The sequence below is a fragment of the Marinobacter mangrovi genome, from assembly GCF_016798325.1.
Lineage (GTDB): Bacteria > Pseudomonadota > Gammaproteobacteria > Pseudomonadales > Oleiphilaceae > Marinobacter_A > Marinobacter_A mangrovi.
Genome location: NZ_JAERVO010000003.1, coordinates 442,240 through 464,051 on the forward strand (window position 1 = coordinate 442,240; position 21,812 = coordinate 464,051).

Here is a 21,812-nt window from a genome sequence, read left to right on the forward strand (position 1 = left end):
TATGTCGGGACAAAATCGCGTGGTCTGGAGTGACGGGCTGTTCATCAAGCCGCAGCACTTCCAGCAGCAACAACGGTACCTCGAGCAGCAGATCAACGAGCGGGCGTTCGCCGTGTCCGACTACCTCTATGGGTTCGGCGACCTGCAGCTCAATGACGAATACCTGAGCTTCGGCCGCATCGGCCTGGTGCGGGCCAACGGCATTTTCCCGGACGGCACCAGCTTTAACCTGCCGATGGAAGACGCCATGCCCGAGCCGCTGGAAATCACCGACTCCTCGGTGGCCAACCAGGTGGTGTACCTGGCTCTGCCACTGGGCTCGGACAGCCTGCCGGAAATCGAGTGGCCGGAATCCGGCGTGTCGGCACGCTTCCTGGCGGCCACCCAGGACATTCGCGACCTGCACTCCATCGACGGCGACCAGCACTCGATCGACATGGCCAAGGTGAAGCCCTGCCTGATGCTGGAGCGCGATGACCGTAGCGCCTACGCCGCGCTCGCCATCGGCCGCATCCTGGAAAAGCGCCCGGACGGCAGCCTGGTGATGGACGCCAGCTTCATGCCGACCATGCTGAGCGTGCGGGCGGCGCCCAAGCTGCAGCGCTTCGTCGGCGAAATGGCCGGCCTGATGCGCGAACGCGCCAAGAACATCGCCGAACGGGTGGGGTCGCCCAACCAGGGCGGCGTCGCCGACGTGTCCGATTTCATGCTGCTGCAGATGCTCAACCGGGCCCATCCCCGCTTCATGCACCTGGCGCGGGTGCGTCAGCTGCATCCCGAGCGGCTCTATGAGGCCCTGCTGGAGCTGTGCGGCGAACTGGTGACCTTCACCGACGAAAACCGGCTGCCCAGCGAGTACACGCCCTACGATCACGACCTGCCGGAGGCCTCGTTTGCGCCGCTGATGCAGGTGCTGCGCCAGTCCCTGAGCACGGTGCTTGAGCCGCGCGCCATGGCGATCCAGCTGCAGCAGCGCCAGTACGGTCTGACCGTGGCGCCGATCCAGGACAGCCAGCTCATGGGCCAGGCGGAATTCATCCTGGCGGTGCGCGCGGACATGCCCACCGACGACCTGCGCAAGCAGTTCATCCAGCAGTGCAAGGTGGGTTCGGTGGAGAAGATCCGCGACCTCATCAGTCTGCAATTGCCGGGTGTGCCGCTGGTCCCGCTGCCGGTGGCACCGCGCCAGCTGCCGTACCACGCCGGCTTTACCTACTTCCAGCTCGATGCCCGCAGTCAGGCGTGGCAGATGCTGGACAACGCCAGCGGCTTCGCCTTCCACGTGGCGGGCGATTTCCCCGGCATCGAGATGCAGTTCTGGGCCATCAGGAGCTAGATCATGGACGATTCCAGCGCAGTGGCAGCCCCGCAGGAGGATTCCTTCGGCAAGCTGCTGTTTGACGACAACCCCAACAGCGAAGTCACCGCCGACGAGACCTTCCGCCTGCGGGGCTACGAGAACAATCGCCTGGTGGACGCCGCCATCCCGCTGCTGGGCCTGGTGATCCGGGTGCGCCGGCTGGCGGATTTCAATCGCGTGCCCCAGCTCTACCAGCAGGTGGTGGACGAAATCACCGACATCGATCGGGAGCTGATCGAGCAGGGCTACGAACGCCCGACGGTGGTGGCCTACCGCTACGTGCTCTGCGCCTTCATCGACGAGGCGGTGTTGGGCACGGACTGGGGCGCCCACAGCGCCTGGTCTCAGCAGTCGCTCCTGTCCCGGTTCCATAACGAGACCTGGGGCGGGGAAAAGGTCTTCGCCATCCTCTCGCGGATGGAGCAGGAGCCGGACCGCTACCGGGACATGCTCGAGTTCATCTATGTGGCGCTGTGCCTCGGCTTCGAGGGCCGCTACAAGGTGATGGAAAACGGTCGCGACGAATACGAGCGCATCATAGCCGGCCTGCATCGCCAGATTGCCGACCTGCACGACGAGGAAACCCCGGAAACCCTGGGTAACGCGCTCGAGCACGTTACGCCGTCGCGCAACCGCTTCCGCACCGGCCTGCCGCTGTGGAGCATCTTCGGCGTGTTCGTGGCTGCCATGGTCACCGTCTACACCCTCTACGACATCGCACTGGATAAGCGCATCAAGGACGTGCTCAGTGTGCTGGCGCAACTCCCGAATTAGGACAAGGAGAGCACATGCTTCGGGTTGAATTACCGGCGCTGATCGGGCGCCTTAACGAGATTTGCCGTGAAGGCCTGGAAGCCTCCGCGGCCCTGTGCATTGCCCGTCAGGGCGCCGAGATCATGCCGGCGCACCTGCTGTTCAAGCTGCTGGAAACCCCGTATTCCGACATCCGCCTGATGCTTGACCAGGCCGGAATCGATCACATGGTCCTGCAGCCGCTGGTGGGCGAGAGCCTGGAAGGCGGCCCGCAGACCGCCGACGCCTATCCGTCGTTCTCGCCGCTGCTGATCGAGCTGATCCAGGACGCCTGGCTGCTGGCCTCCACGGAACTGGAGCACGGCCAGCTGCGCTCCGGCGCGATCTTCCTGGCGCTGCTGCTCAACGCCGACCGCTACCTGATGCCGCGCGTGGCCCGGGAGCTGGATGGCCTCAACCGGGAACACCTCAAACGCCAGTTCGCCACCATCACCCGCGGCTCCATCGAAGAGCCTGTCGCGGAGAGTGACGGCGGCAAGCCAGCTGCGGTGGCGGCCGACGAGTCCATGCTCAGCCGCTACGCGTCGGACTTCACCGAGCGGGCCCGCAACGACGAGCTGGATCCGGTGCTGTGCCGGGACGCCGAAATCGACCAGATGATCGACATCCTCTGCCGTCGTCGCAAGAACAACCCGATCGTGGTGGGTGACGCCGGCGTGGGCAAAAGCGCCGTGGTGGAAGGCCTGGCTCTGCGCATCGTGGCCGGGGAAGTGCCGGATCGTCTGAAAGACGTGGCGCTGTGGGCGCTGGACCTGGGCGCCATGCAGGCCGGTGCCTCGGTAAAGGGTGAATTCGAGAAGCGGCTGAAAGGCGTGATCGAAGCGGTGAAAGCCTCACCGACGCCCATCATCCTGTTCATCGACGAGGCCCACACCCTGATCGGGGCGGGCAACAGCGAAGGCGGTTCCGACGCCGCCAACCTGCTCAAGCCGGCACTGGCCCGCGGCGAGCTCTGCACCGTCGCCGCCACCACCTGGCGCGAGTACAAGAAGTATTTCGAGAAGGATCCGGCCCTGAGCCGGCGCTTCCAGCCGGTGGCGCTGGGCGAACCGACCACCGAACAGGCGGTGCACATCCTGCGGGGCCTGCGGCCGGTCTACGAGAAAGCCCATCAGGTGCTGATCGACGATTCCGCGCTGACCGCCGCCGCGTCCCTGTCCGCCCGCTACCTGGCCGGACGCCAGCTGCCGGACAAGGCGATCGACGTGCTGGACACCGCCGCGGCCCGCGTCAGTCTCAACCTGAGCACCCCGCCGCGCCGGCTCAGCCACGTGCGTAGCGAACTGCACCAGCTGCAGATGGAACACGAACTGCTCGAGCGCCAGACTCACCTGGGGCAGGACACCGATGCCGAACGCACGAGCGACGTCACCACACAGGTGGCCGCGCTGGAAGCGGAAGCCGCCGAACTGCAGGAACGCTGGGAAAACCAGCGCGCGCTGGTCGCCCAGCTGATCGACGTGCGTGAGCGTTTGCTGACCCCGGAAGCGCCGAAATCAGAAGGCGAGACGGCAGAAGAGGCTGAAACCAAAACGGTGGATGCGGACACGCTGCGCCAGGAAGCCGCGGCCCTGCAACAGGAACTGGACCAGCTCCAGGCGGACGAGCCGCTGGTACACGCCCTGGTGGACACTCGCCAGATTGCGGAAGTCATCGCCGACTGGACGGGCATTCCCGTCAACCGCATGACCGCTGATGAGCTGCAGAAGATCACTCATCTGCCGCAGCACCTGGAAGCTCACATCAAGGGCCAGGATCCGGCGATTGCCGCGCTGCACCAGCACCTGCTGACCGCGCGGGCCGACCTGCGCCGTCCGGGCCGGCCGATGGGCGCCTTCCTGCTGGTGGGCCCGTCCGGCGTGGGCAAGACCGAGACCGTGGTGCAACTGGCCGATCTGCTCTACGGCGGTCGTCAGTTCCTGACCACCATCAACATGTCCGAATACCAGGAGAAGCACACCGTTTCGCGCCTGATCGGTTCACCGCCGGGCTACGTGGGCTTCGGCGAGGGTGGCATCCTGACCGAGGCGATCCGCCAGAAGCCCTATTCGGTGGTGCTGCTGGACGAGGTGGAAAAAGCCCATCCGGAAGTGCTCAACCTGTTCTACCAGGCGTTCGACAAAGGCGAGCTGGCGGACGGCGAAGGCCGGCTGATCAATTGCCAGAACGTGGTGTTCTTCCTCACCTCCAACCTGGGCTACGAGACCATCGTCCAACACGCCGAACGTGACGGCGAGTTTGACGCCTCGGCCCTGGACGACGACCTCTACCCGGTGCTGGCGGACTTCTTCAAGCCCGCGCTGTTGGCCCGCATGGAAGTGGTGCCCTACCTGCCGCTGGGCGAGGGCACGCTGGACCGCATCGTCGGCGACAAGCTGGCGCGTCTGGCGGACCAGATCCGCGATCGCTACCGCACCGAGGTGGTGCTGGAAGACGGCCTGGTGGCCGCCATCCGCAGCCGCGCCACCCGCAGCGAGAACGGCGCGCGCATGCTGGAATCGATCATCGAGGGCGAGCTGCTGCCGCCGGTCTCACTGGCGCTGCTGGAAAAACTCGCGGCCCGGGAAACGGTCAGCGAGGTGCGGCTGGGCATCGCCGACGGCCGCTTCACCGGCACCGTAAGCTAAGGACGCACTATGGGACGGATGCAGATGGAACTGCACACCGGGATCGACCTGGCGGTGGAGCTGATGCGTCAGCCGGATCGGGCGGCGCTGCTGGGTTGCGCCACCGCCCAGCTGGAACGGGCGTTTGGCCTGAGCCGGAGCTGGGTACTGGAACTGGACGCCAGCGGCCGCACGCTGATCTGCCCGGCGCTGGACGCGGACCTGCGTTTCGAGTGCGATGACTTCTCGCACCCGTTCGCCCACGTCCTGCGCGAGGGCAAGGCCCGCGCGCTGTCGTCCGTGGCCTGCGCCCGGCTCGATCACGCCGGCCTGAGCCGCCTGTTCGATGCCAGCCGGGGCGCGGATTCCATCTGGATCCAGCCGCTGAAGGCGGACAACAAACGGACCCTCGGCATGCTGGTGTTGTGCGGCGCGGATCCCGCCTGGGACGACATCGTCGGCCAGCCGCTGTACGACGGCTTGCTGTCCTTGATCGGCCTGCAGTGGGCAGCGCATCGGGATCGGGACGACCGGCTCTGGCAGCAGCGCCTGCTGAGCCGCTCTCTAAGCTCCCTGCGCGACACCGAGACCGAACGCCAGAAAAGCGATCTGCTGGCCCGGAGTCTGGTCGGCCAGTCCCGACCCATGGCCGACCTGCGCGCCCAGGTGATCCGTGCCGCCGGCAGCCAACTGTCGGTTCTGGTGCAGGGCGAGACCGGCTGCGGCAAGGACCTGGTGGCCCGCGGCATCCACGATTTCTCGGCACGCAGCGACGGGCCTTTCATCGTGGTCAACTGCGCTGCCATTCCCGACAGCCTGCTGGAAAACGAGCTGTTCGGTCACACCAAGGGCGCGTTTTCCGGCGCGGATGCCGCCAAGCAGGGACTCCTGGCCCAGGCGGACGGTGGCACCCTGTTCCTGGACGAAATCGGCGACATGCCCATGGCGTTGCAGTCCAAACTGCTGCGCGTGCTGGAGACCCGCCAGTTCCGTCCGCTCGGCGCTCGAGATGAGGTGCATTCGGATTTCCGGCTGGTCGCCGCCACGCACCAGCCGCTGCAGACCCGCATCAAGGATGGCGACTTCCGGCGCGACCTGTTCTACCGCCTCAGCCAGTTCCCGGTGCGGGTCACGCCGCTGCGGGAGCGCACCGAGGACCTGGAACAGCTTTGCCGCCATTTCATCCAGGGTTACCGCGAACGCGAGGGCCGGGGCCCGCTGGGGATCAGCAGCCACGCGCTGGAATACCTCAAGCAGTACGCCTTTCCGGGCAACGTGCGCGAACTCCGCAATGTCATCGAGTTCGCCTGCGTGCAGACTCCGGAGCAGGAAGACATCCAGGCCGAGGACCTGCGGCTGGACACCCTGGCCAGTTGGGAGGAAGCCCCGGTGGACGAGGCTGACGAGGCGGCTGTCCCGCAGCCGGGCGTGCCGGTGTTGAACGACATCGACGACCTGCGCGCGGCGGCCCAGGCGTTCGAAGCCGCGGTGATCAGTGCGCGACTGCGCCAATACGGCGGCAACCGGGCCCAGGCCGCCGAAAGCCTGGGCCTGCCCAAGCGCACGCTGGCGCACAAGTGCCAGAAGTTCAATGTAACGGAGACAGGATAATCATGCGTCAGCGTTTTTCATGGGCCGTAATCGCGCTGGTCGCGTGGTCTGCACAGGTTCACGCCAATAGCGGAGAGACGCTGGCGGCAGCGGAAGCCTGCACCCAGAAAGTGGCCCGTCTGGAGCGCCTGGCCTGCTTCGATGCGGTCTTCGGTACGCCGGTCCGCACCCTGGCAGAACAGGCCGCCGCGGAACCGGCGGCCAAGCCGCTGGCCTGGCAGGCGGCCTACGAACAGGAAGCCCGGCGTACCCCGGAAGACGGTGCGCTGGAAGGGCAGGGGGATGCCGGTTACCTGGTGACCGTGCCCGCGCTGGGGGCGGTGCCGCCCCGGCCGCTGCTGACCGTGCGCTGTGACAACGACATCACCCGGTTCGCCGTGATGCTGCCGAAGGCCACCTCCGCCGAGCGGGTGGCCCTTCAGCTCGATACCGACGGCCGCACCCAGTCCCAGACCTGGCGCGTGCGGGACGACGGTTATGTGGTGAGCGGCGGGCGCGGCCTGCCAGCCATCCGCACCCTGCGCGGACTGGTCAATGCGAACCAGCTGAGTCTGCAGGCGGATGAAGGCGCCCTGGACGGGCTGATGTTTGACCTCAGCGGCTTCCGCAAGGCGCTGGAACCGCTGCGCGACGAGTGCGGCTGGTAATCGATCAAGGACGACACAGGACGTAGGCGAGCATGCAGGCAGTCGAACAACATCCATACGTTGAACAGGTGCTCTCGCCACTGGCGGGTGAATCGCCCCAGGGCAGCAAGCTGGAGGAAGATCCGACGCTGGAATTCCTCGACAACGAAATCATGAAAATGGGCTCGCTGGCCCATGGCGACATCGATTGGGGCAAGGTGGAGCAGGAGGCCCTGCGCCTGCTGGCGGACATCACCAAGGACCTCAAGGTGCTGGGTTTCCTGCTGCTGGCGCTGCAGCGCGGCGGCAGCGGCGAACGCTTTGCCCTGTCGATCCACCTGCTGTGCGAGGTGATGCAGGGCTGGTGGCAGGACGCCTGGCCCTACCCGGGATCCAAGGGCGCCCGCCCGCGCCGTATGCTGTTCGGCCAGATGATGCAGCGCGCCGGCGCCGAAGTCACCCGGCTCAGTTTTGACAGCGGCCTCGGCGACGGCCGTCAGTTCTGCCTGGACCAGCTGGACCGCCTGCTGGCCCTGGCCGAGGATGAGTCGCTGCCCACCGAGGCCGTTACGGACCTGCGCCACGCGGTTAATAACCTGCCGGAAGTGGGGCAGGTGCGCGAGGAATCGGCCCCGGCGGCCAAGTCGGCCGAAGTGCCCGCGCAGCGGTCGACGACGACCACGTCCAGCAGCGCCTCGTCGGGCGGCCTGGGTCACCTGACCCTGGACCCCAAGGACGAACGCGCCACCCGCCAGAGCCTGCTGCGGGTCGCCGATCTGCTGACCGATCTGGATCCCGGCTCGCCGCTGGGCTACCAGATCCGTCGCTTCGCCATCTGGCACAGCATCACCACCACGCCGCCGGCCCGCAAGGGCGGGCGTAGCGATCTGGCGGCGGTCAGTTCGGACCGGGTGTCCGATTACCGCGAGAGTCTGGGCCGGGGCGCGGATATGACGCTCTGGGGCCGCATCGAACAAAGCCTGTCGGTCAGCCCGTTTTGGCTGGAAGGCCATTATTTAAGCGCCCAGGCGGCGGAGCAGACCGGTCATCCCAAGTGCGCCGAGGCGATCCGCACGGCCCTCAAGGATTTCGTCGAACGGCTTCCGGCCCTGGCCGACATGACCTTCTCGGACGGCTCGCCGTTCCTGCCCAAGCCGGTACGTGAGTGGTTGCTCACCAGCAGCCCCGGTGGCGCGGGCAAGCAGGCACGGGGTGCCGATTGGCAGAAGGCCTACGAAACCGCCCAGGACGTCCTCAAACAGGACGGTCTGGCGCCGGCGATGAAATTGCTGGAAGACGGCCTGGCCAAGGCCAAGGAACCACGGGCCCAGTTCTACTGGCGCCTGATGAGCGCCGAGCTGTTGCGGGACAGCGGTCTGAAAACCCTCGCCAAACAACAGGTGGGCGACCTGCGGGACCAGACCGTCGGCCGCACGCTGGAAGACTGGGAACCGTCGCTGGTGGCGCATTTGGAGCGCCTGTCGTGACGGCACCGACACGCAAGCTGGACACCGTTTTAACCGGGGGCATCGCAACGCCACCCTTCAGGGAAAGCAGGAAGTAAAGGCATGGAAATCCGAAGCACGCTAATCAAGATCGGCAAGAAGCTCTGGCCGTTTATCCGTACCGGTGGCCCCATTGTGCTCGCCCTGGGGTTTGGTTTGCTGGTGGCCGCCATATGGTGGCTGGGGCCGACCTGGGAATGGCGCGGCGAGGTGCCGCTGGCCAACTGGCAGACCCGTGCCATGGTGACCCTGGGGCTCGTCCTGCTGGTGGCCGTATTCTGGGGCTGGATCCTGTCCCGTCGCCTGAAGAAAGTAGACAAGGCCCAGGCCGAGGCGCGCCAGGAGGAGGAAGACCCGATCCTGGTCTACGAGCGGCGCCAGACCCGGCTGCTTAACCGCAACCTGTCGTCCCTGCGCAACAACATCCGCGGGCGCAACGGCATTTACCGGCTACCCTGGTACCTGGCCATGGGCCTGGAAGGCGCCGGCAAGACCAGCCTGGTACAGCGCTCCGGCCAGACCTTTACCCTGACCAACGTTACCCGCAACCGCCAGACCGAGCGCAACCCGCTGGGCTTCGAGTGGTGGATCAGCGACGACGCCGTCGTGATCGACCCGGACGGTGAGCTGCTCAGTCAGGACAGCGGTTCCGCCAACGGCGCCAGCCTGCAGGAACGCCTGTGGAAGCACTTCATCGCCTGGCTCGAAGAGCACCGCCCGCGCCGGCCGCTGAACGGCGTGATCCTGACCATCGACCTGGCCTACCTGAGCTCGCTGGGCGAGGCCGAACGCCGGACCCAGGCGGTGCTGCTGCGCACTCGCCTGCGGGAGCTGATGGAGCAGATCGGCTCGCGCCTGCCGGTGTATGTCAGCTTCACCAAAATGGACCTGCTGCACGGCTTCACCGCGTTCTTCCGCAAGCTGAACAAGGCCGAGCGGGAACAGCCGCTGGGCTTCACCTTCGAGCTGGAATCCCTGCAGGACCCGGATCAGTGGCTGGACCAGTTCGAGGCGGCGTTCCACAAGCTGGTGGACCAGATCAATGTGCGGGTCCCGCAGCTGTTGTCCGAGAGCCGTGATCCGGAAGAGCGGGCTGCGATCTATTCCTTCAGCCGCCAGGTGGCGGGCCTGATGCCGGTCACCCAGCAGTTCCTGACGGAAATGCTGGCGGCGGACGCCTTCTCCACACCGGCCCTGGTGCGCGGGGTCTACTTCACCTCCGTCTATCAGGAAGGGGTGCCGGAAGACGCGTTCATCTCCGCGACCGCTCGCCACTACGGGCTGGCGGACGCCATCCAGCCGGCCCAGCGCAGCGGCCAGTCCATGACCTTCTTCAGCGAGCGGCTGTTCCCGGAAATCATCTATCCGGAAGCCGGGCTGGCAGGGGACAACGTGCGCGTCACCAAACAGCGCCGTCGCGCCATGGCCACCGCGGCCGTGCTTGCGGTTGCTGCCGGTCTGGGCATGACCGCTGGCTGGCACCATTACTTCATCAAGAACGCCACCGCCGCCCAGCAGGTAGAGAACCGGGTGCACGGCTTCCTGGACGACTGGCAGCCCACCGGCATCGGCCAGACCCTGGATCCCACCGGCCGTAACCTGCTGGCGCCGCTGAACCAGCTGCGGGACGCCACGTTGGCGTTCGGCGACTACCGCAACAAGTGGCCGGCGGTCAGCGACATGGGGCTCTACCAGGGTGACAAGGTGGGCCCGGAAGTCGATAAGTCCTATCTCGACATGCTCTCCTACCAGTTCCTGCCGGCACTGATGGAAGGCGTCATGGACGAGATGAACCAACTGCCCGAAGGCAGTGCCGATCGCCTCGCCCACCTGCGGGTGCTGCGCATGCTGTACGACGCCAGCGGCCGTCGCAACGACATCGTCATGGATTACATGTCCCGCTACTGGCAGTCCCAGTATCCCGGCCAGCGTGCCGTGCAGGAGCGCCTGCTGCAGCACCTGGAATACGCCATGAACTACACCGACCTGGCGGACCGTCAGGCCCGGGGCGACATCGCCGCCGATACCGCGTTGGCGCCGTTCCAGAACAGCGTGAAGTGGGCGCAGAAGGAACTGGGCCAGATGGCCACGCCGGATCGCGTGTACGACCAGCTGCGTCATCGTGGCCGGCGTGACCTGGCGGCGCCGCTGGACCTGAAAGGCAAGGGTGGTCCCGCGTTCCAGCTGGTGTTCACTGAAATCGACGACCACGACAAGCCGGTGGATAACGTCATGAACGCCGATGACGATCCGCTGCAGATCCCGCGCATGCTGACCAGCGACGGCATGAAGCACTACTTCGTACGGGAGTCCGAGCAGGTCACCGAACTGGCCCTGGTGGACGCCTGGGTCCTTGGTCGCCGCAATGACGTGGACTTCAGCAAGGCGGACGAACAGCGCCTGCAATCCGAGCTGCGCAGCCACTACGCCGAGGATTACGCGAAGACCTGGCGCGGTGCCCTGAACCATCTGGCGATCCGCGACTTCCAGGACCTCAACGACGGCGTCCGCGTGCTGGAAAGCCTGACCGGCACCCGCGAGCCGCTGGTGGAACTGCTGGAATCGGTCAAGGCCAACACCCAGCTGTATCCCTCCCAGGCCGACCAGCCGGAAGAGGCCCGCGAGGCGTTGGAAAAATCGCCGGCGTATCGTATGGCTCAGGACATCGAGCAGCAGTTCGGCGGCATCAACGGCCTGTTCCAGAAGGAAGGCGACACGCCCTCGCAGATCGAGGAGATCCAGACGGTGTTGCGCTCGCTGCACGACTACCTGCGCGGCATCCAGGAATCCCCGGACAGCGGCAAGGCGGCCCTGGCCGCAGCCCGCGACCGGCTGACCCTGGAAGGCGCCGACCCGATCTTCACCCTGCAGCGTATGGCCCGCACCATGCCGACGCCGGTCGACCGCATGCTCAACAAGGTCGCCGCGGAAAGCTGGCGCGTGGTGCTGGACAAGGCCATCGCCCAGCTCGAGCGGCAGTGGTACGACGAGGTCTACCAGCCGTTCCAGCAGAGCCTGGCGCGCAACTACCCGTTCAACAGCAACGCCGGTCGTGACGCGGCCCTGCAGGACTTCGAGCGCTTCTTCGCGCCGGACGGCATCCTGGATACCTTCTACAAGAACAAGCTGAAGCTGTTCCTGGAAGATCATCCGGAGCACATCGCCCTCAGCAAACGGGCCACGCTGATTCGTCGCGACGTCATGACCGCGCTGGACCAGGCCAAACAGATCCGGCAGGCGTTCTTCACCCGCAACGGCAGCCTGGACGTGGAGTTCGCGCTGGAGCCGGTGAACCTGTCCGCCAACAAACGGCGCAGTGTCATGAACATCGATGGCCAACTGGTTGAATTCAGCCACGGGCCGCGGCAGAGTATTCCGCTGATCTGGCCGAACACGCTGCGCGACACCGTCGAGAGCGAAGTGACCCTGGTGCCGGTGGAAGTGAACCGCTCACCCCGCAGCCGCATTGCGCGCGGACCCTGGGCGTTCTTCCGGCTGCTGGACAAGGCCGACATCACCGGTGTCAGCCCCAGCGCCATCGACGTGAAATTCCGCATCGATGACGGCAGCGTCCAGTACCGGCTGCACGCCGCCGGCAACGTCAACCCGTTCACCCAGCAGCTTCTGGCGGGTTACCAGATCCCGCGCAGCCTCTACTGAGGCGCGGGCGCTTGGCAACAGGTCGTATTGTGGGCCCGGCGTGACCGGGCCACACTGCACGAAGGAACCGGCATTCCGTGTGGAATGCCGCATCAGGGAGAGACAACATGGGTAAGAAAGTTGTACTGCTGGGCGATATCGGCACCGATCATGAAGGCTACCCGCCCACGCCGGTGATCGCTGCGAGCAGCACCGTACTGATGGACGGCAAGCCGGTGGCCCGCCAGGGCGATCCACTGGCACCCCACACCAAGCCCAACAGCGGCACCCATCCCCGCGCCATTGCCGGCGGCAATCCGACCGTGCTGGTGGAAGGCAAGCCCATTGCCCTGACCGGCGATGCGGTCACCTGCGGCGGTATCGTGATTGGCAGTGGGTCCGGTTCCGGCGGATAACGCCGTCGCGCTCGTGTTTGGGTAGTCGCCCGGCGTAGGACCGCGCCGGGTTGCAGGAAGCAACGCAGTACTGATCAAGGACGAATCACATGTCTCAGCCAACCGGCCTTCAGTTCACGGCCCGCCTCGGCACCCTGCCGGACGACACCTTTGCGGTGGTCGAGTTTGAACTCGAAGAGCACCTGTCCCGGCCCTTTACCCTGACCCTGAAGCTGGCCAGCGCCTTTGCGGACATTGCCGCCAGCGATGTGCTGGACAAAGGCATGGAGCTGGTGGTCTGGCAGGACGGCCAGGCCCTGCGCAACGTCCAGGGGATCGTCACCGCCTTCAGCCGGGGCGACAGCGGCCATCGTCGCACCCGCTACGAAGTGGAAGTGCGACCCGCCCTGTGGCGCCTGGGGCTGATGCACAACAGCCGCATCTTCCAGCAGCAGACCCCGGATGTGATTCTCGGCACCCTGCTGGACGAGCGGGGGCTGGTGGACAAGACCTTTGATCTCAAGCGCACGCCCCAGGAACGGGAATACTGCGTCCAGCACCGGGAAACGGATCTGGCGTTCCTGTCCCGGATCGCCGCCGAGGAAGGCTGGCACTACCGGTTCGATCAGGCGACGGCGGGTCAGCCCATTGTCATTGCGGATCATCATCGGGACGCCCCGCAGCTGCCGGAAGTGGGCTACAACGCCACCTCAGGCGGTTCCCACAAGACCCCCTGCGTCTTTAAATTCAGCTACACCGAGACCGTCTCCGTCGCCGGCGTGGCCCTGAAGGACTACACCTTCAAGAACCCCGCCTACGCGTTGATGCACGAAGCCAATGCGGCCGACCTGGACAGCCAGCGCAGCGACTACGAACACTACGACTACCCGGGCCGCTTCAAGGGCGATGCCTCCGGCCAGCCCTACACCGAAGCGAGACTGGACAGCCTGCGCAAGGACGCCAGCCTCGGAAGTGGCGAGAGCAACCGCCCGGACTTCAGCGCCGGGGCCAAGGTCACCCTCTCCGGCCACAGCACCGACAGCCTCAACCGGGACTGGCTGATCACCACCGTCAAACACACCGGCAAGCAGCCCCAGGCGCTGGAAGAGGAAGGCGGTTCCGAGCCCACCACCTACAGCAACACCTTCAAGAGTGTGCCGGGGGATACCGCCTGGCGGCCGGAGCCGCCCGCCAGACCGATCATGGACGGCCCGCAGATCGCCATCGTCACCGGACCCCAAGGTGAAGAAATCCACTGCGACGAGCACGGCCGGGTCAAGGTCCGGTTCCCCTGGGACCGTTACAGCCAGAACGACGAACACAGCAGCGCCTGGCTGCGGGTCAGCCAGGGCTGGGCCGGGGGCAGCTACGGCTTCATGGCGTTACCCCGCATCGGCCACGAGGTCATCGTCTCCTTCCTCGATGGCGATCCGGACCAGCCGATCATCACCGGGCGCACCTACCACGCCACCAACACGCCGCCGTATGCGCTGCCGGAGCACAAGACCCGCACGACCTTAAAGACCCAGACCCACAAGGGCGAGGGCAGCAACGAACTGCGCTTCGAGGACGAGGCGGACAAGGAACAGATCTACGTCCACGCCCAGAAGGACCTGGACCTGCTGACCGAGAACGACCGCACCGAGGTGGTCCACAACAACAGCCACCTGACCGTCGACAACGACCGCTACGCCCACATCCAGGCCAACGACCACAGCACCATCGATGGGGAGAAGCGGGAGAAGGTGTGCCAGGACCACAGCTTCGACGTCACCGGAACGATCCACCTCAAAGCCGGCAGCGCCTGGCTCAGCGAATCCGGACAGGAACTGCACATCAAGGCGGGCCAGAAAGCCGTCATCGAAGCCGGCGCCGAAATCACCCTCAAAGGCGGCGGCAGCTTCGTCAAGATCGACCCCAGCGGCGTGGCCCTGAGTGGTCCGGCGATTAACCTCAATGCGGGTGGTTCGGCGGGGAGTGGATCGGGGCAGGGCGTTAAGGTGCCGGACGCGCCCCAGACCCTGGAAGCGCATAAGGGCGAGAAGGTCGAGCCCGAGGTTCTGGCTGAAGTCGGTCAACGCCCTGTGGCCAAGCCCGTGGTCATACACCGCCTTAAACAGGCGCGAATTCAACGCTCAGCTTTGGTGGAGCAATGCCAGGAGCAGCCCGATGGTACCTGCCCTCTGAGTGACTGCCCTTGCGGCAAGTCTTCAGTCGTATAGGCGAGGGCGATCATGAAACCAAAGCTGAACAGCAAGACTGTATTCGTCATTATCGAGGGTCATCCGAAGCGGCCTGTTCTGCCAGGACTGTATGACCTTGAGCCGCAGCCCCATTGGCAGTACCTGTTTGCGGATACGGAGTGGGCCTCCTACCAATCGGAAAGCCCTTTAGTGATAAAGATCGATGCCGGCTCACCGTTTTTGCGAAGCGTTATAGATGATATGCAAAGCCCGGAAGGCTGGCGTGGTCTGATCCTGGAGTCGCAGGACGATTTCGATACCGTATTGTCCTGGGCCCGGCAACGACTGACCGTCGTCTTCGACCCACCTCGAACCGGACTGCTGCGCTACTACGACCCACTGATTTGGCACGCTCTCTGTACAACCGGAGAAAGGATAGGGGAGACCATCCAGCACGGGCACTACTGGGTGGAAGACGTGGAATCAGGGGCATGGCACTCGTTGGAATATCCGGAGCCGGTAGCCGACCCTACCAGACCCAGCCTGAGTTCGTCGCAGCTTCAGGCGATTACAGTTCTAGCAAGTCGCCGCAACAACGGCCAGCCTCGCAGTTAAAGGAAGACAAGGATGTCAGAAAACCAAACGAACCAAGCTTCAGCCAGCACTGGCCCAGCCTGTGAAGGCGAGAACCTGATCATTGAAGTCATTGGTAAGAACCATCCTGAGGGTCAGTCATTTCGTCTTTTCGACACCACGAATATGGTTCAGCAGGAGTGGTTAGAGAATCAGGTCAAAACGGAAGAGTTGGACGACAGTATTCTCCATGTCTGGCCTATGAAAGGCGAAGATGACAAAAACGTCTGGTTGGAAATGGCCGCGGATGAAGGCGATCCAATCCGGGTACCGTTCCTGAAGGAGGAGGGGGCTGTCGAACGACAGTCTGAGCGCCAGAAGCATGTCATTCTCCCGGTAGTGCCGGCGACGTTGATCCAGGGGGTAACCCTGAAGGAAAGTAACCCGGCCCATCACGTCATGCTGCGTGCAGGATTTCTTTACATATTTCATGAAGGAAAGCTCTGGAGAGAAATTGAAGTCCGAATCTCTGAAAAAGGTGTGACGACTTACCACGATGTACCGGTATCGCAGTATCGAGCAGAAGGCGGGTTTGAGTATGGTTCCCGGAAAGCGACGGGCACCGGTCTGACTGAGATTTGGTTGCCTGCTCGCATAAATGGTGCTTGGCTGGATATACAGGTGGCCTACAGTGAGTTTCAACTGCCTTCCGCCCGTTTGAGGTACTTCGAAAAATCGGGCCGAAATCGCGAAGACCGGTTCAACTTCATTCATCTTGAGCTTGAAAGGCCAGATACCGAGGAAGGTGAAACGCGTCTGTTTGGCACCGGACCTGATCATGCTTTCCTCGCCGAGAATCTCAAACCCCAGCGCCCTCGCAAACCGGCAGTAGAGTGGCAATGTGACCGTCCTGGTCGCTACCTGTGTGACGTTAATGGTGAATATCCCAAAGCAAGTTGGAATGACGCCAAAACGATTCATCAACGGCAAGAGTCCCAAGAGCTCGAGGACGAGATATACGAGGACGAGCGTCCGGAAATGGGCGCTTTATCGCTTTGCCTTGAAAGAACCTTGGAAGAACTGGAAAGCAGCAACGACAACGCAGAGGAAGCAAGGCAAGAGGATCAGAGCGATAACGCCGGGTCTTCGGAGCCCTCACTCTGGGAATCAGGCGGTCAGTGTGTTCCTGACGCTTTGCAGGATGCACGGGATCGAGGCATTGGATGCATCTCGGTAGACGATGGCATTTATCGTCTACGCTATCTTACCCAGCGAAAGTTGATAGCTGACTGGTTCAACAGTGCGGCGGTAAGAAGGGCCAAATGTCGGCCCTATTTCGATTCGGCATTTCTTGTCCATTCCACCATCGTGCCTTCCGACTTCGATGGTAAGCCAAACCCTCTCCACAAGTTTATTTCAGAGCTATCTTCGACGGGCCGCAATGAAATTGATCGTTCGGTTGCGAACTCTGAACGGACGATGGCGCAACGGTATTTTGAGCATCTCCAGCGTGACTTACTGGTCGCCGTTAACAATATTGGAATACAAAGCGCGTTGACCGATATGTTTACGTGCGATGGTTTCGACTACGCCGGAGCGTTTCAGTTCGTCAGCGGTATCATGAAGGATCTGGTAAAAGACTCTCGCGAAGCCGATGCACTGAACCTGCACAAAGGCGACACCTCAGAAAACGATGCAAAGCAATGGTTTCGAGGCTTTTGTCGGGGCGAGAACAGTGCTTCGCTCTTTAGCATTCTTTTCCCCAAGGCAACTCCCGAAACGCTCGAATCCCCTTACGTTGTGCCAGATGAGCCGGAAGAAAACGATGGCAGCGGTCTGTTTCGCGGGACCGAACTGGCGAAGCTGGAGAATGCGGACTTGCCCAAAGTTGAAGACGTCCAAACATTTCACGGTCTCGAACTCGTTGCGGCCGCACATGAGGGCGTTTTTACGTCGATGCTGGCATTTTACGTGCGGGCCGGTAGTGGGATTCTGATGAATATCCACGGCGAGCTTTGGTCAGCCATTCATGACGCTGAGAAAAAGCTGACCGATGACCCTGAGTTCAAGAAGAAGCGCCAGGAGTTGGTCGATCTCGACAAGCAGCTGAACGAAGTCAATGACGAGCGAGGGAACCTCAGAAAACAAAGAGCGGCCGCCCGGAATACCGTCGCAAGAGTGGATGAACTGTATGAAGAGCTTGGCGAAAAAAAAAGGAACTTGCAGCAAGCCAGGCAAGTAAAGGCAAGACAACTGAATGAGATCAATAGCAAGGCTGTAACCGCAAAGATGCGTTTGTACGCGGCGTCTCTCCAACAAATTCGAGCTTCACTCCCCAATTTTTGGGGTGAAATGACTTTTGAGCGTCTGTCCAAAGCTCTACAAAGTGATTACTACGTGATCGGCTGGCTGGATGATTTGGGCGATGAATCGAACACCAATCAAGGTGTTCGGGTTTTTGGTGACATCTTTGATGAAAGCACCGAAGAACGAACGTCCGTCGCATCGACAAATAGAAGACGGGCAAACGCCCAAGGCATTGACTCGGAAGCGCCAGAAGAAGCGCGGCTTCTGGTTTTACCGAAGAGCGCCAAGGCGGCAAAGGCTCTGCTCGAACTCAGCAGCAAGGAAAGTGCGGTCATCGCGGCAGAGAAGCAAGCAGAGGCGGCCAAGAAGGCTTTCGTTGAAGGGGGGCACGCTGGTACCAACGCTCGGCAGCGTCTTCAAACTGCAACTGAACAACTTGATGAGGCAAATAAAAAGTTCAAGGAGCTTACATCACGCATGGGGTCGCTGCGGGAGGATGTAGATGCCCCTCAAAAGGTCATTGCCGAGACGAAGGGTGGGGTGGCATATCGCTCTTTGAACACGCCTGTTTTACCTGCGTTTGTGATGTTGGTAGAAGTTTATAATTTTTCTGCCAACTATAGCAGTTACGACGCCCTAGAAAGGAAGCGAGGCGTAATAAGAGCTTTCGGGGGGCTAGGAAGTGCTGCATACGATTTAACTCTTACCGCAAGTATACTCGCAGAGCGATTTCAGAATGCGATACCCAAACAGCTTGGCCGAACGAGTCGATTAGTTACTGCGATGTCTGCGAAGCTGGATAAGGAGGTTAGCGGTCGAATAGGCTTATTACTAGCGAGGTTGGCAGGCGGACCGGTTGTGATGAGAGCGGCGCTTGGTGCAGCAGGTGCTTTGGCTACCGGTTTTATATTTCTGTCCGACGCCTTCCATGCTTTTGATATGGGGAACACAGGGGTTGGCATTGGTTACAGTTTGCTTGCAGCAGGCAGTTTTGCGATGGCCATCAGTAGTGTTGGGGCCACTCTTCTGTTTATCGGCCCCTTAGGGTGGATGGCGATCGGCATTGCTCTATCCATTGCTGGAGCACTTGGCGTTTGGTGGTTCAGCGAAGACCCCATAGAGACCTGGATGAGTCAGGGGCCGTTTGGCGATTCAACGGAGCTGTCTTTTCTTAAAGACCCTGACGAGTCGTACTACCGGTTGATTAGCCTGTTAATGGGCGTGCGAATCTCTTGGGAGTCCAACCAGAAACGAGCCGAGGTGCTTAAGGGCACCATTGAGAGCGAAGGCAAGCTGCTGGAAGCGCAACTTGAAGCCGATTCCTGCCTACGGATTGAGAGTCCCATTCCCGGTTTGTTCGAGGATTCAGAGAAGAAAAGATTGGATGCTTACTTGCGTCTTGTAGAAAAAGTTGATGCGCACGTTGAATCCAGCCCTTCTGAAAAAACTGGGAGAGGTCGGTTTGAGTTGCCGCCAGGACAACGCCTTATTGAGGGCGAAGAATTGAAAAAGTACGCCTTGTTCAGGGAGAAGATAGATAACGGATGGTTGGTTTATTTAAAGACTCCCAAGCCTCATAGAGTTGAAAAGAAAAGCTGGTTCGGAGGCACGCGAACAAACTTGTATACCTATGCGTGGAGCGTAAGGGCTCAGATTCATGTTCAGGACGATGGGCGTGATGTGGTGTTCCCGGCACCGCCACCGGACGATCCGTTGACATATGATAAGGCTGATCCGGAGCATACAACGCCAGATTTTTCAGAAACAGATAAAGACTTTTGGTTCGATGAACAGGTTAATCAAGATGGATGATGCGCCGGCAATGACAGGTGGGGATGGTCTTTATTATGGGAATGCAGCCTACCATCCGGAAAAGCTACCAAAGCAGCGACCGCAACTCTTGGATCCCAATCAGTCGGCTTTAAAGCGCATGGCGTCAGCCCGGTTGCCGTGGGGACATGCCGACAACGTCGTCCCTGACCGAGTCTTCTCAGTCGCTACCCCAAAGGCTCTGCGTGAAATTGAGCGACATGGCAGTCTGTTGGACAATATTGATGATCAAGGGGAAATGGATCATGAGTGCTTTCGCTTTGCGCCGTTAGCGAAAAGGGTTCAGATACTGGATTTGATGGAGGGTCTATCTAAGCTTGCTGTTAAAATTTTGGTTCCACTTACGATCGTTACGTTGCTATTAGCTTGGTCTGCAACTTCGAACGATGCTTACTGGCAAGATATCATCAATCACTGGTTTTTTTTCGCGTGTCTGCTTGGGATTCCTGGAGGAATCTGGTTGGTATCGGACTTGCTGATCAAGTACTGTCTCGGCTGGATTCTGAAATCCGGAAAAGGCCCGATATGGGAGTTCAATCGACGCACGGGCATGGTAACCGTCTGGAAATATCCATTTAAAATCCCGTTTATTCCTCGCGGCAAACCAGAGACCAAGCAGTTCCCGTTTATAGAGTTCGATGCCTGGGTCAGTGCCCGAGCCGACCGCTACGGCGCTTTGAATCGACTGCGGCTCTTTCATCGGTATAGCCCATGCGAGGTCGACATCGGAGCGGCTACCGGCGATCACAGCATGCCAGAGTCCTGTTATGCGATGTGGGATTTTATCCAGAACTATATGGACGTCACTCGGCCACTGCCCGATATCCCCGTGTTGGAACCCCATCGCCACAAGGACCCGGTGACTGTCGAATACGACCGTCGAACCAATCGCCCTGAACGTTATTGGCGTGATATGGACGATGAGACATTCAAGGCGTGCGAAAACGAAATGAGCCTCAATGTGCGAATGATGAGCATGCAGAGCCGGGACAATATCATGGCCGGAAAGGTGGTTTACACGAGCAGTTAGGTCATGAGCTTTTACTGCAAAGGGTAAAGGGCAGGTTAGCAGAACCCTGCTACGCCCTTTGGGACTTCGTACAAAACTACATGGATTTGACCCAGCCCTTGCCCGATATCCCGATCTGGGAAGCCTACGGCCACCTGGACCCGGTCACAGCAGAGAACGACCGGCAAACCAATCGCCCGGAACGCTACTGGCGCGATATGGACGACGACACCTTCAAGGCCTGTGAGCGCGAGATGCACTATCGAGTCCACGCACTGCGCACCCTGAGCCGACCGAACATCATGGCCGAGAAGACGGTTTACGCGAGCTACTAGCCGTTACACGGTTAATCGTTGAGTGGTTTCCCAGGGAAGGGAAACTGAAATGCAAGCAAACCCTTAATTCACCACAAGGACCGTGAAATGCCCACCCCGCTGTACCAGCGCTGGCTGCCAATTCTGTTTGGCCTCGCCCTGCTATTCCCCGCTTCCGAACTCCACGCCGAAAAACCACAACTCACCCTGGCCCAGGTCTACGAAAAGGGCGATGCCCTCAAAGGCTACTGGGTCAGCGAAAAACTCGACGGTGTGCGGGCCTACTGGGACGGTGAGCACCTGATTTCGCGTCAGGGCCATGCGTTTCATCCGCCGACCTGGTTTACCCGGGATTTTCCGGAGGTACCTCTGGATGGCGAGCTGTGGATGGGACGCGGGACCTTTTCCGAGCTGTCCGGGGTGGTGCGCAAGCTGGAGCCGGTGGACAGCGAGTGGCGGCAGGTGCATTACGAGATTTTTGATCTGCCCGGGAGTGATCGCCCGTTTTCGGAGCGGGTGGCGCGCATGCGGTCGCTGCTCAAGCCTTCGCCATCACCCTACCTCGTTATGATCGAACAGACGCCGGCAACCACGCGGGCGGCGTTGATGGCGCGTCTGGACGAGGTGGTTGATGAGGGCGGTGAAGGGCTGATGCTACATCGTGGCGGTGCCCTGTATGAAGCCGGTCGCTCGGACGATTTGCTGAAGGTGAAGCGGTATCAGGATGCCGAGGCCACGGTGGTGGGCTATTCGCCGGGGCAGGGGAAATACGAGGGCATGCTGGGCGCACTGGTGGTGGAGCGTTCCGATGGCCGCCGGTTCAAGCTGGGTAGCGGGTTCAGTGATGAGCAGCGTGCGGATCCTCCGGCGATCGGGGCGACGGTGACTTACAAATATTATGGGCTGACGTCGACCGGATTACCGCGGTTCGCGAGTTTTATGCGGGTCCGGAATGAAGAGCCGGTCGGAAATGGGGGCAGACTCTGCGCGGCATTCTGTTCGACAAAGTCGCCACATGATGCTGCTCGATGAGAGCAATAC

14 protein-coding genes are annotated in these 21,812 nt (G+C 61.8%); all 14 read left to right on the forward strand.

Annotation, left to right across the window (positions count from 1 at the left end; translation table 11 throughout):
• Position 1 precedes the first annotated feature (1 nt).
• The 14 genes from tssK to JL474_RS11765 all read left to right on the forward strand — a co-directional run bounded on the left by tssK (position 2) and on the right by JL474_RS11765 (position 21,803).
• Positions 2-1,336: a type VI secretion system baseplate subunit TssK gene (gene tssK / locus JL474_RS11700; RefSeq protein ID WP_123636577.1), complete on the forward strand. Its 1,335-nt coding sequence runs from the start codon at positions 2-4 to the stop codon at positions 1,334-1,336.
• A 3-nt stretch (positions 1,337-1,339) separates the two neighbouring features.
• Positions 1,340-2,134, forward strand: coding sequence for a type IVB secretion system protein IcmH/DotU (gene icmH, locus JL474_RS11705; RefSeq protein ID WP_123636576.1), 795 nt, complete (start codon positions 1,340-1,342; stop codon positions 2,132-2,134).
• 14 nt (positions 2,135-2,148) lie between these two features.
• Positions 2,149-4,800: a type VI secretion system ATPase TssH gene (gene tssH, locus JL474_RS11710; RefSeq protein WP_203142191.1), complete on the forward strand. Its 2,652-nt coding sequence runs from the start codon at positions 2,149-2,151 to the stop codon at positions 4,798-4,800.
• A gap of 9 nt (positions 4,801-4,809) precedes the next feature.
• A complete protein-coding gene (locus JL474_RS11715; protein WP_236012199.1) occupies positions 4,810-6,390 on the forward strand; it encodes a sigma-54 interaction domain-containing protein in 1,581 nt (526 codons plus the stop codon).
• A gap of 2 nt (positions 6,391-6,392) precedes the next feature.
• Complete coding sequence (gene vasI / locus JL474_RS11720) at positions 6,393-7,037, forward strand: type VI secretion system-associated protein VasI (protein WP_203142192.1); 645 nt, start codon at positions 6,393-6,395, stop codon at positions 7,035-7,037.
• 32 nt (positions 7,038-7,069) lie between these two features.
• A complete protein-coding gene (gene tssA / locus JL474_RS11725; protein WP_203142193.1) occupies positions 7,070-8,503 on the forward strand; it encodes a type VI secretion system protein TssA in 1,434 nt (477 codons plus the stop codon).
• Positions 8,504-8,584: 81 nt separating this feature from the next.
• Positions 8,585-12,181: a type VI secretion system membrane subunit TssM gene (gene tssM / locus JL474_RS11730; RefSeq protein ID WP_203142194.1), complete on the forward strand. Its 3,597-nt coding sequence runs from the start codon at positions 8,585-8,587 to the stop codon at positions 12,179-12,181.
• A 107-nt stretch (positions 12,182-12,288) separates the two neighbouring features.
• Entirely contained in the window at positions 12,289-12,576 is a 288-nt protein-coding gene (locus JL474_RS11735; RefSeq protein WP_123636571.1) for a type VI secretion system PAAR protein, read from the forward strand.
• Positions 12,577-12,665: 89 nt separating this feature from the next.
• Entirely contained in the window at positions 12,666-14,777 is a 2,112-nt protein-coding gene (locus JL474_RS11740; protein ID WP_203142195.1) for a type VI secretion system Vgr family protein, read from the forward strand.
• A gap of 12 nt (positions 14,778-14,789) precedes the next feature.
• Positions 14,790-15,353 carry a DUF4123 domain-containing protein gene (locus tag JL474_RS11745; protein ID WP_203142196.1) on the forward strand — a complete coding sequence of 188 codons (564 nt, stop codon included), beginning with the start codon at positions 14,790-14,792 and terminating at the stop codon, positions 15,351-15,353.
• Between the two features lie 12 nt (positions 15,354-15,365).
• Positions 15,366-19,430, forward strand: a complete 4,065-nt coding sequence (locus JL474_RS11750) for a hypothetical protein (protein WP_203142197.1) — start codon at positions 15,366-15,368, stop codon at positions 19,428-19,430.
• The gene (locus JL474_RS11755) at positions 19,423-20,478 is read left to right on the forward strand and encodes a hypothetical protein (protein ID WP_203142198.1); all 1,056 of its coding nucleotides are present in this window, start codon (positions 19,423-19,425) and stop codon (positions 20,476-20,478) included. The genes JL474_RS11750 and JL474_RS11755 overlap by 8 nt, the downstream gene beginning before the upstream one ends.
• Positions 20,479-20,558: 80 nt before the next feature.
• Positions 20,559-20,792 (forward strand): hypothetical protein, encoded by a 234-nt coding sequence (locus JL474_RS11760; protein ID WP_203142199.1) that lies wholly within the window; start codon positions 20,559-20,561, stop codon positions 20,790-20,792.
• A gap of 87 nt (positions 20,793-20,879) precedes the next feature.
• Entirely contained in the window at positions 20,880-21,803 is a 924-nt protein-coding gene (locus JL474_RS11765) for a DNA ligase (RefSeq protein WP_203142200.1), read from the forward strand.
• Positions 21,804-21,812 lie beyond the last annotated feature (9 nt).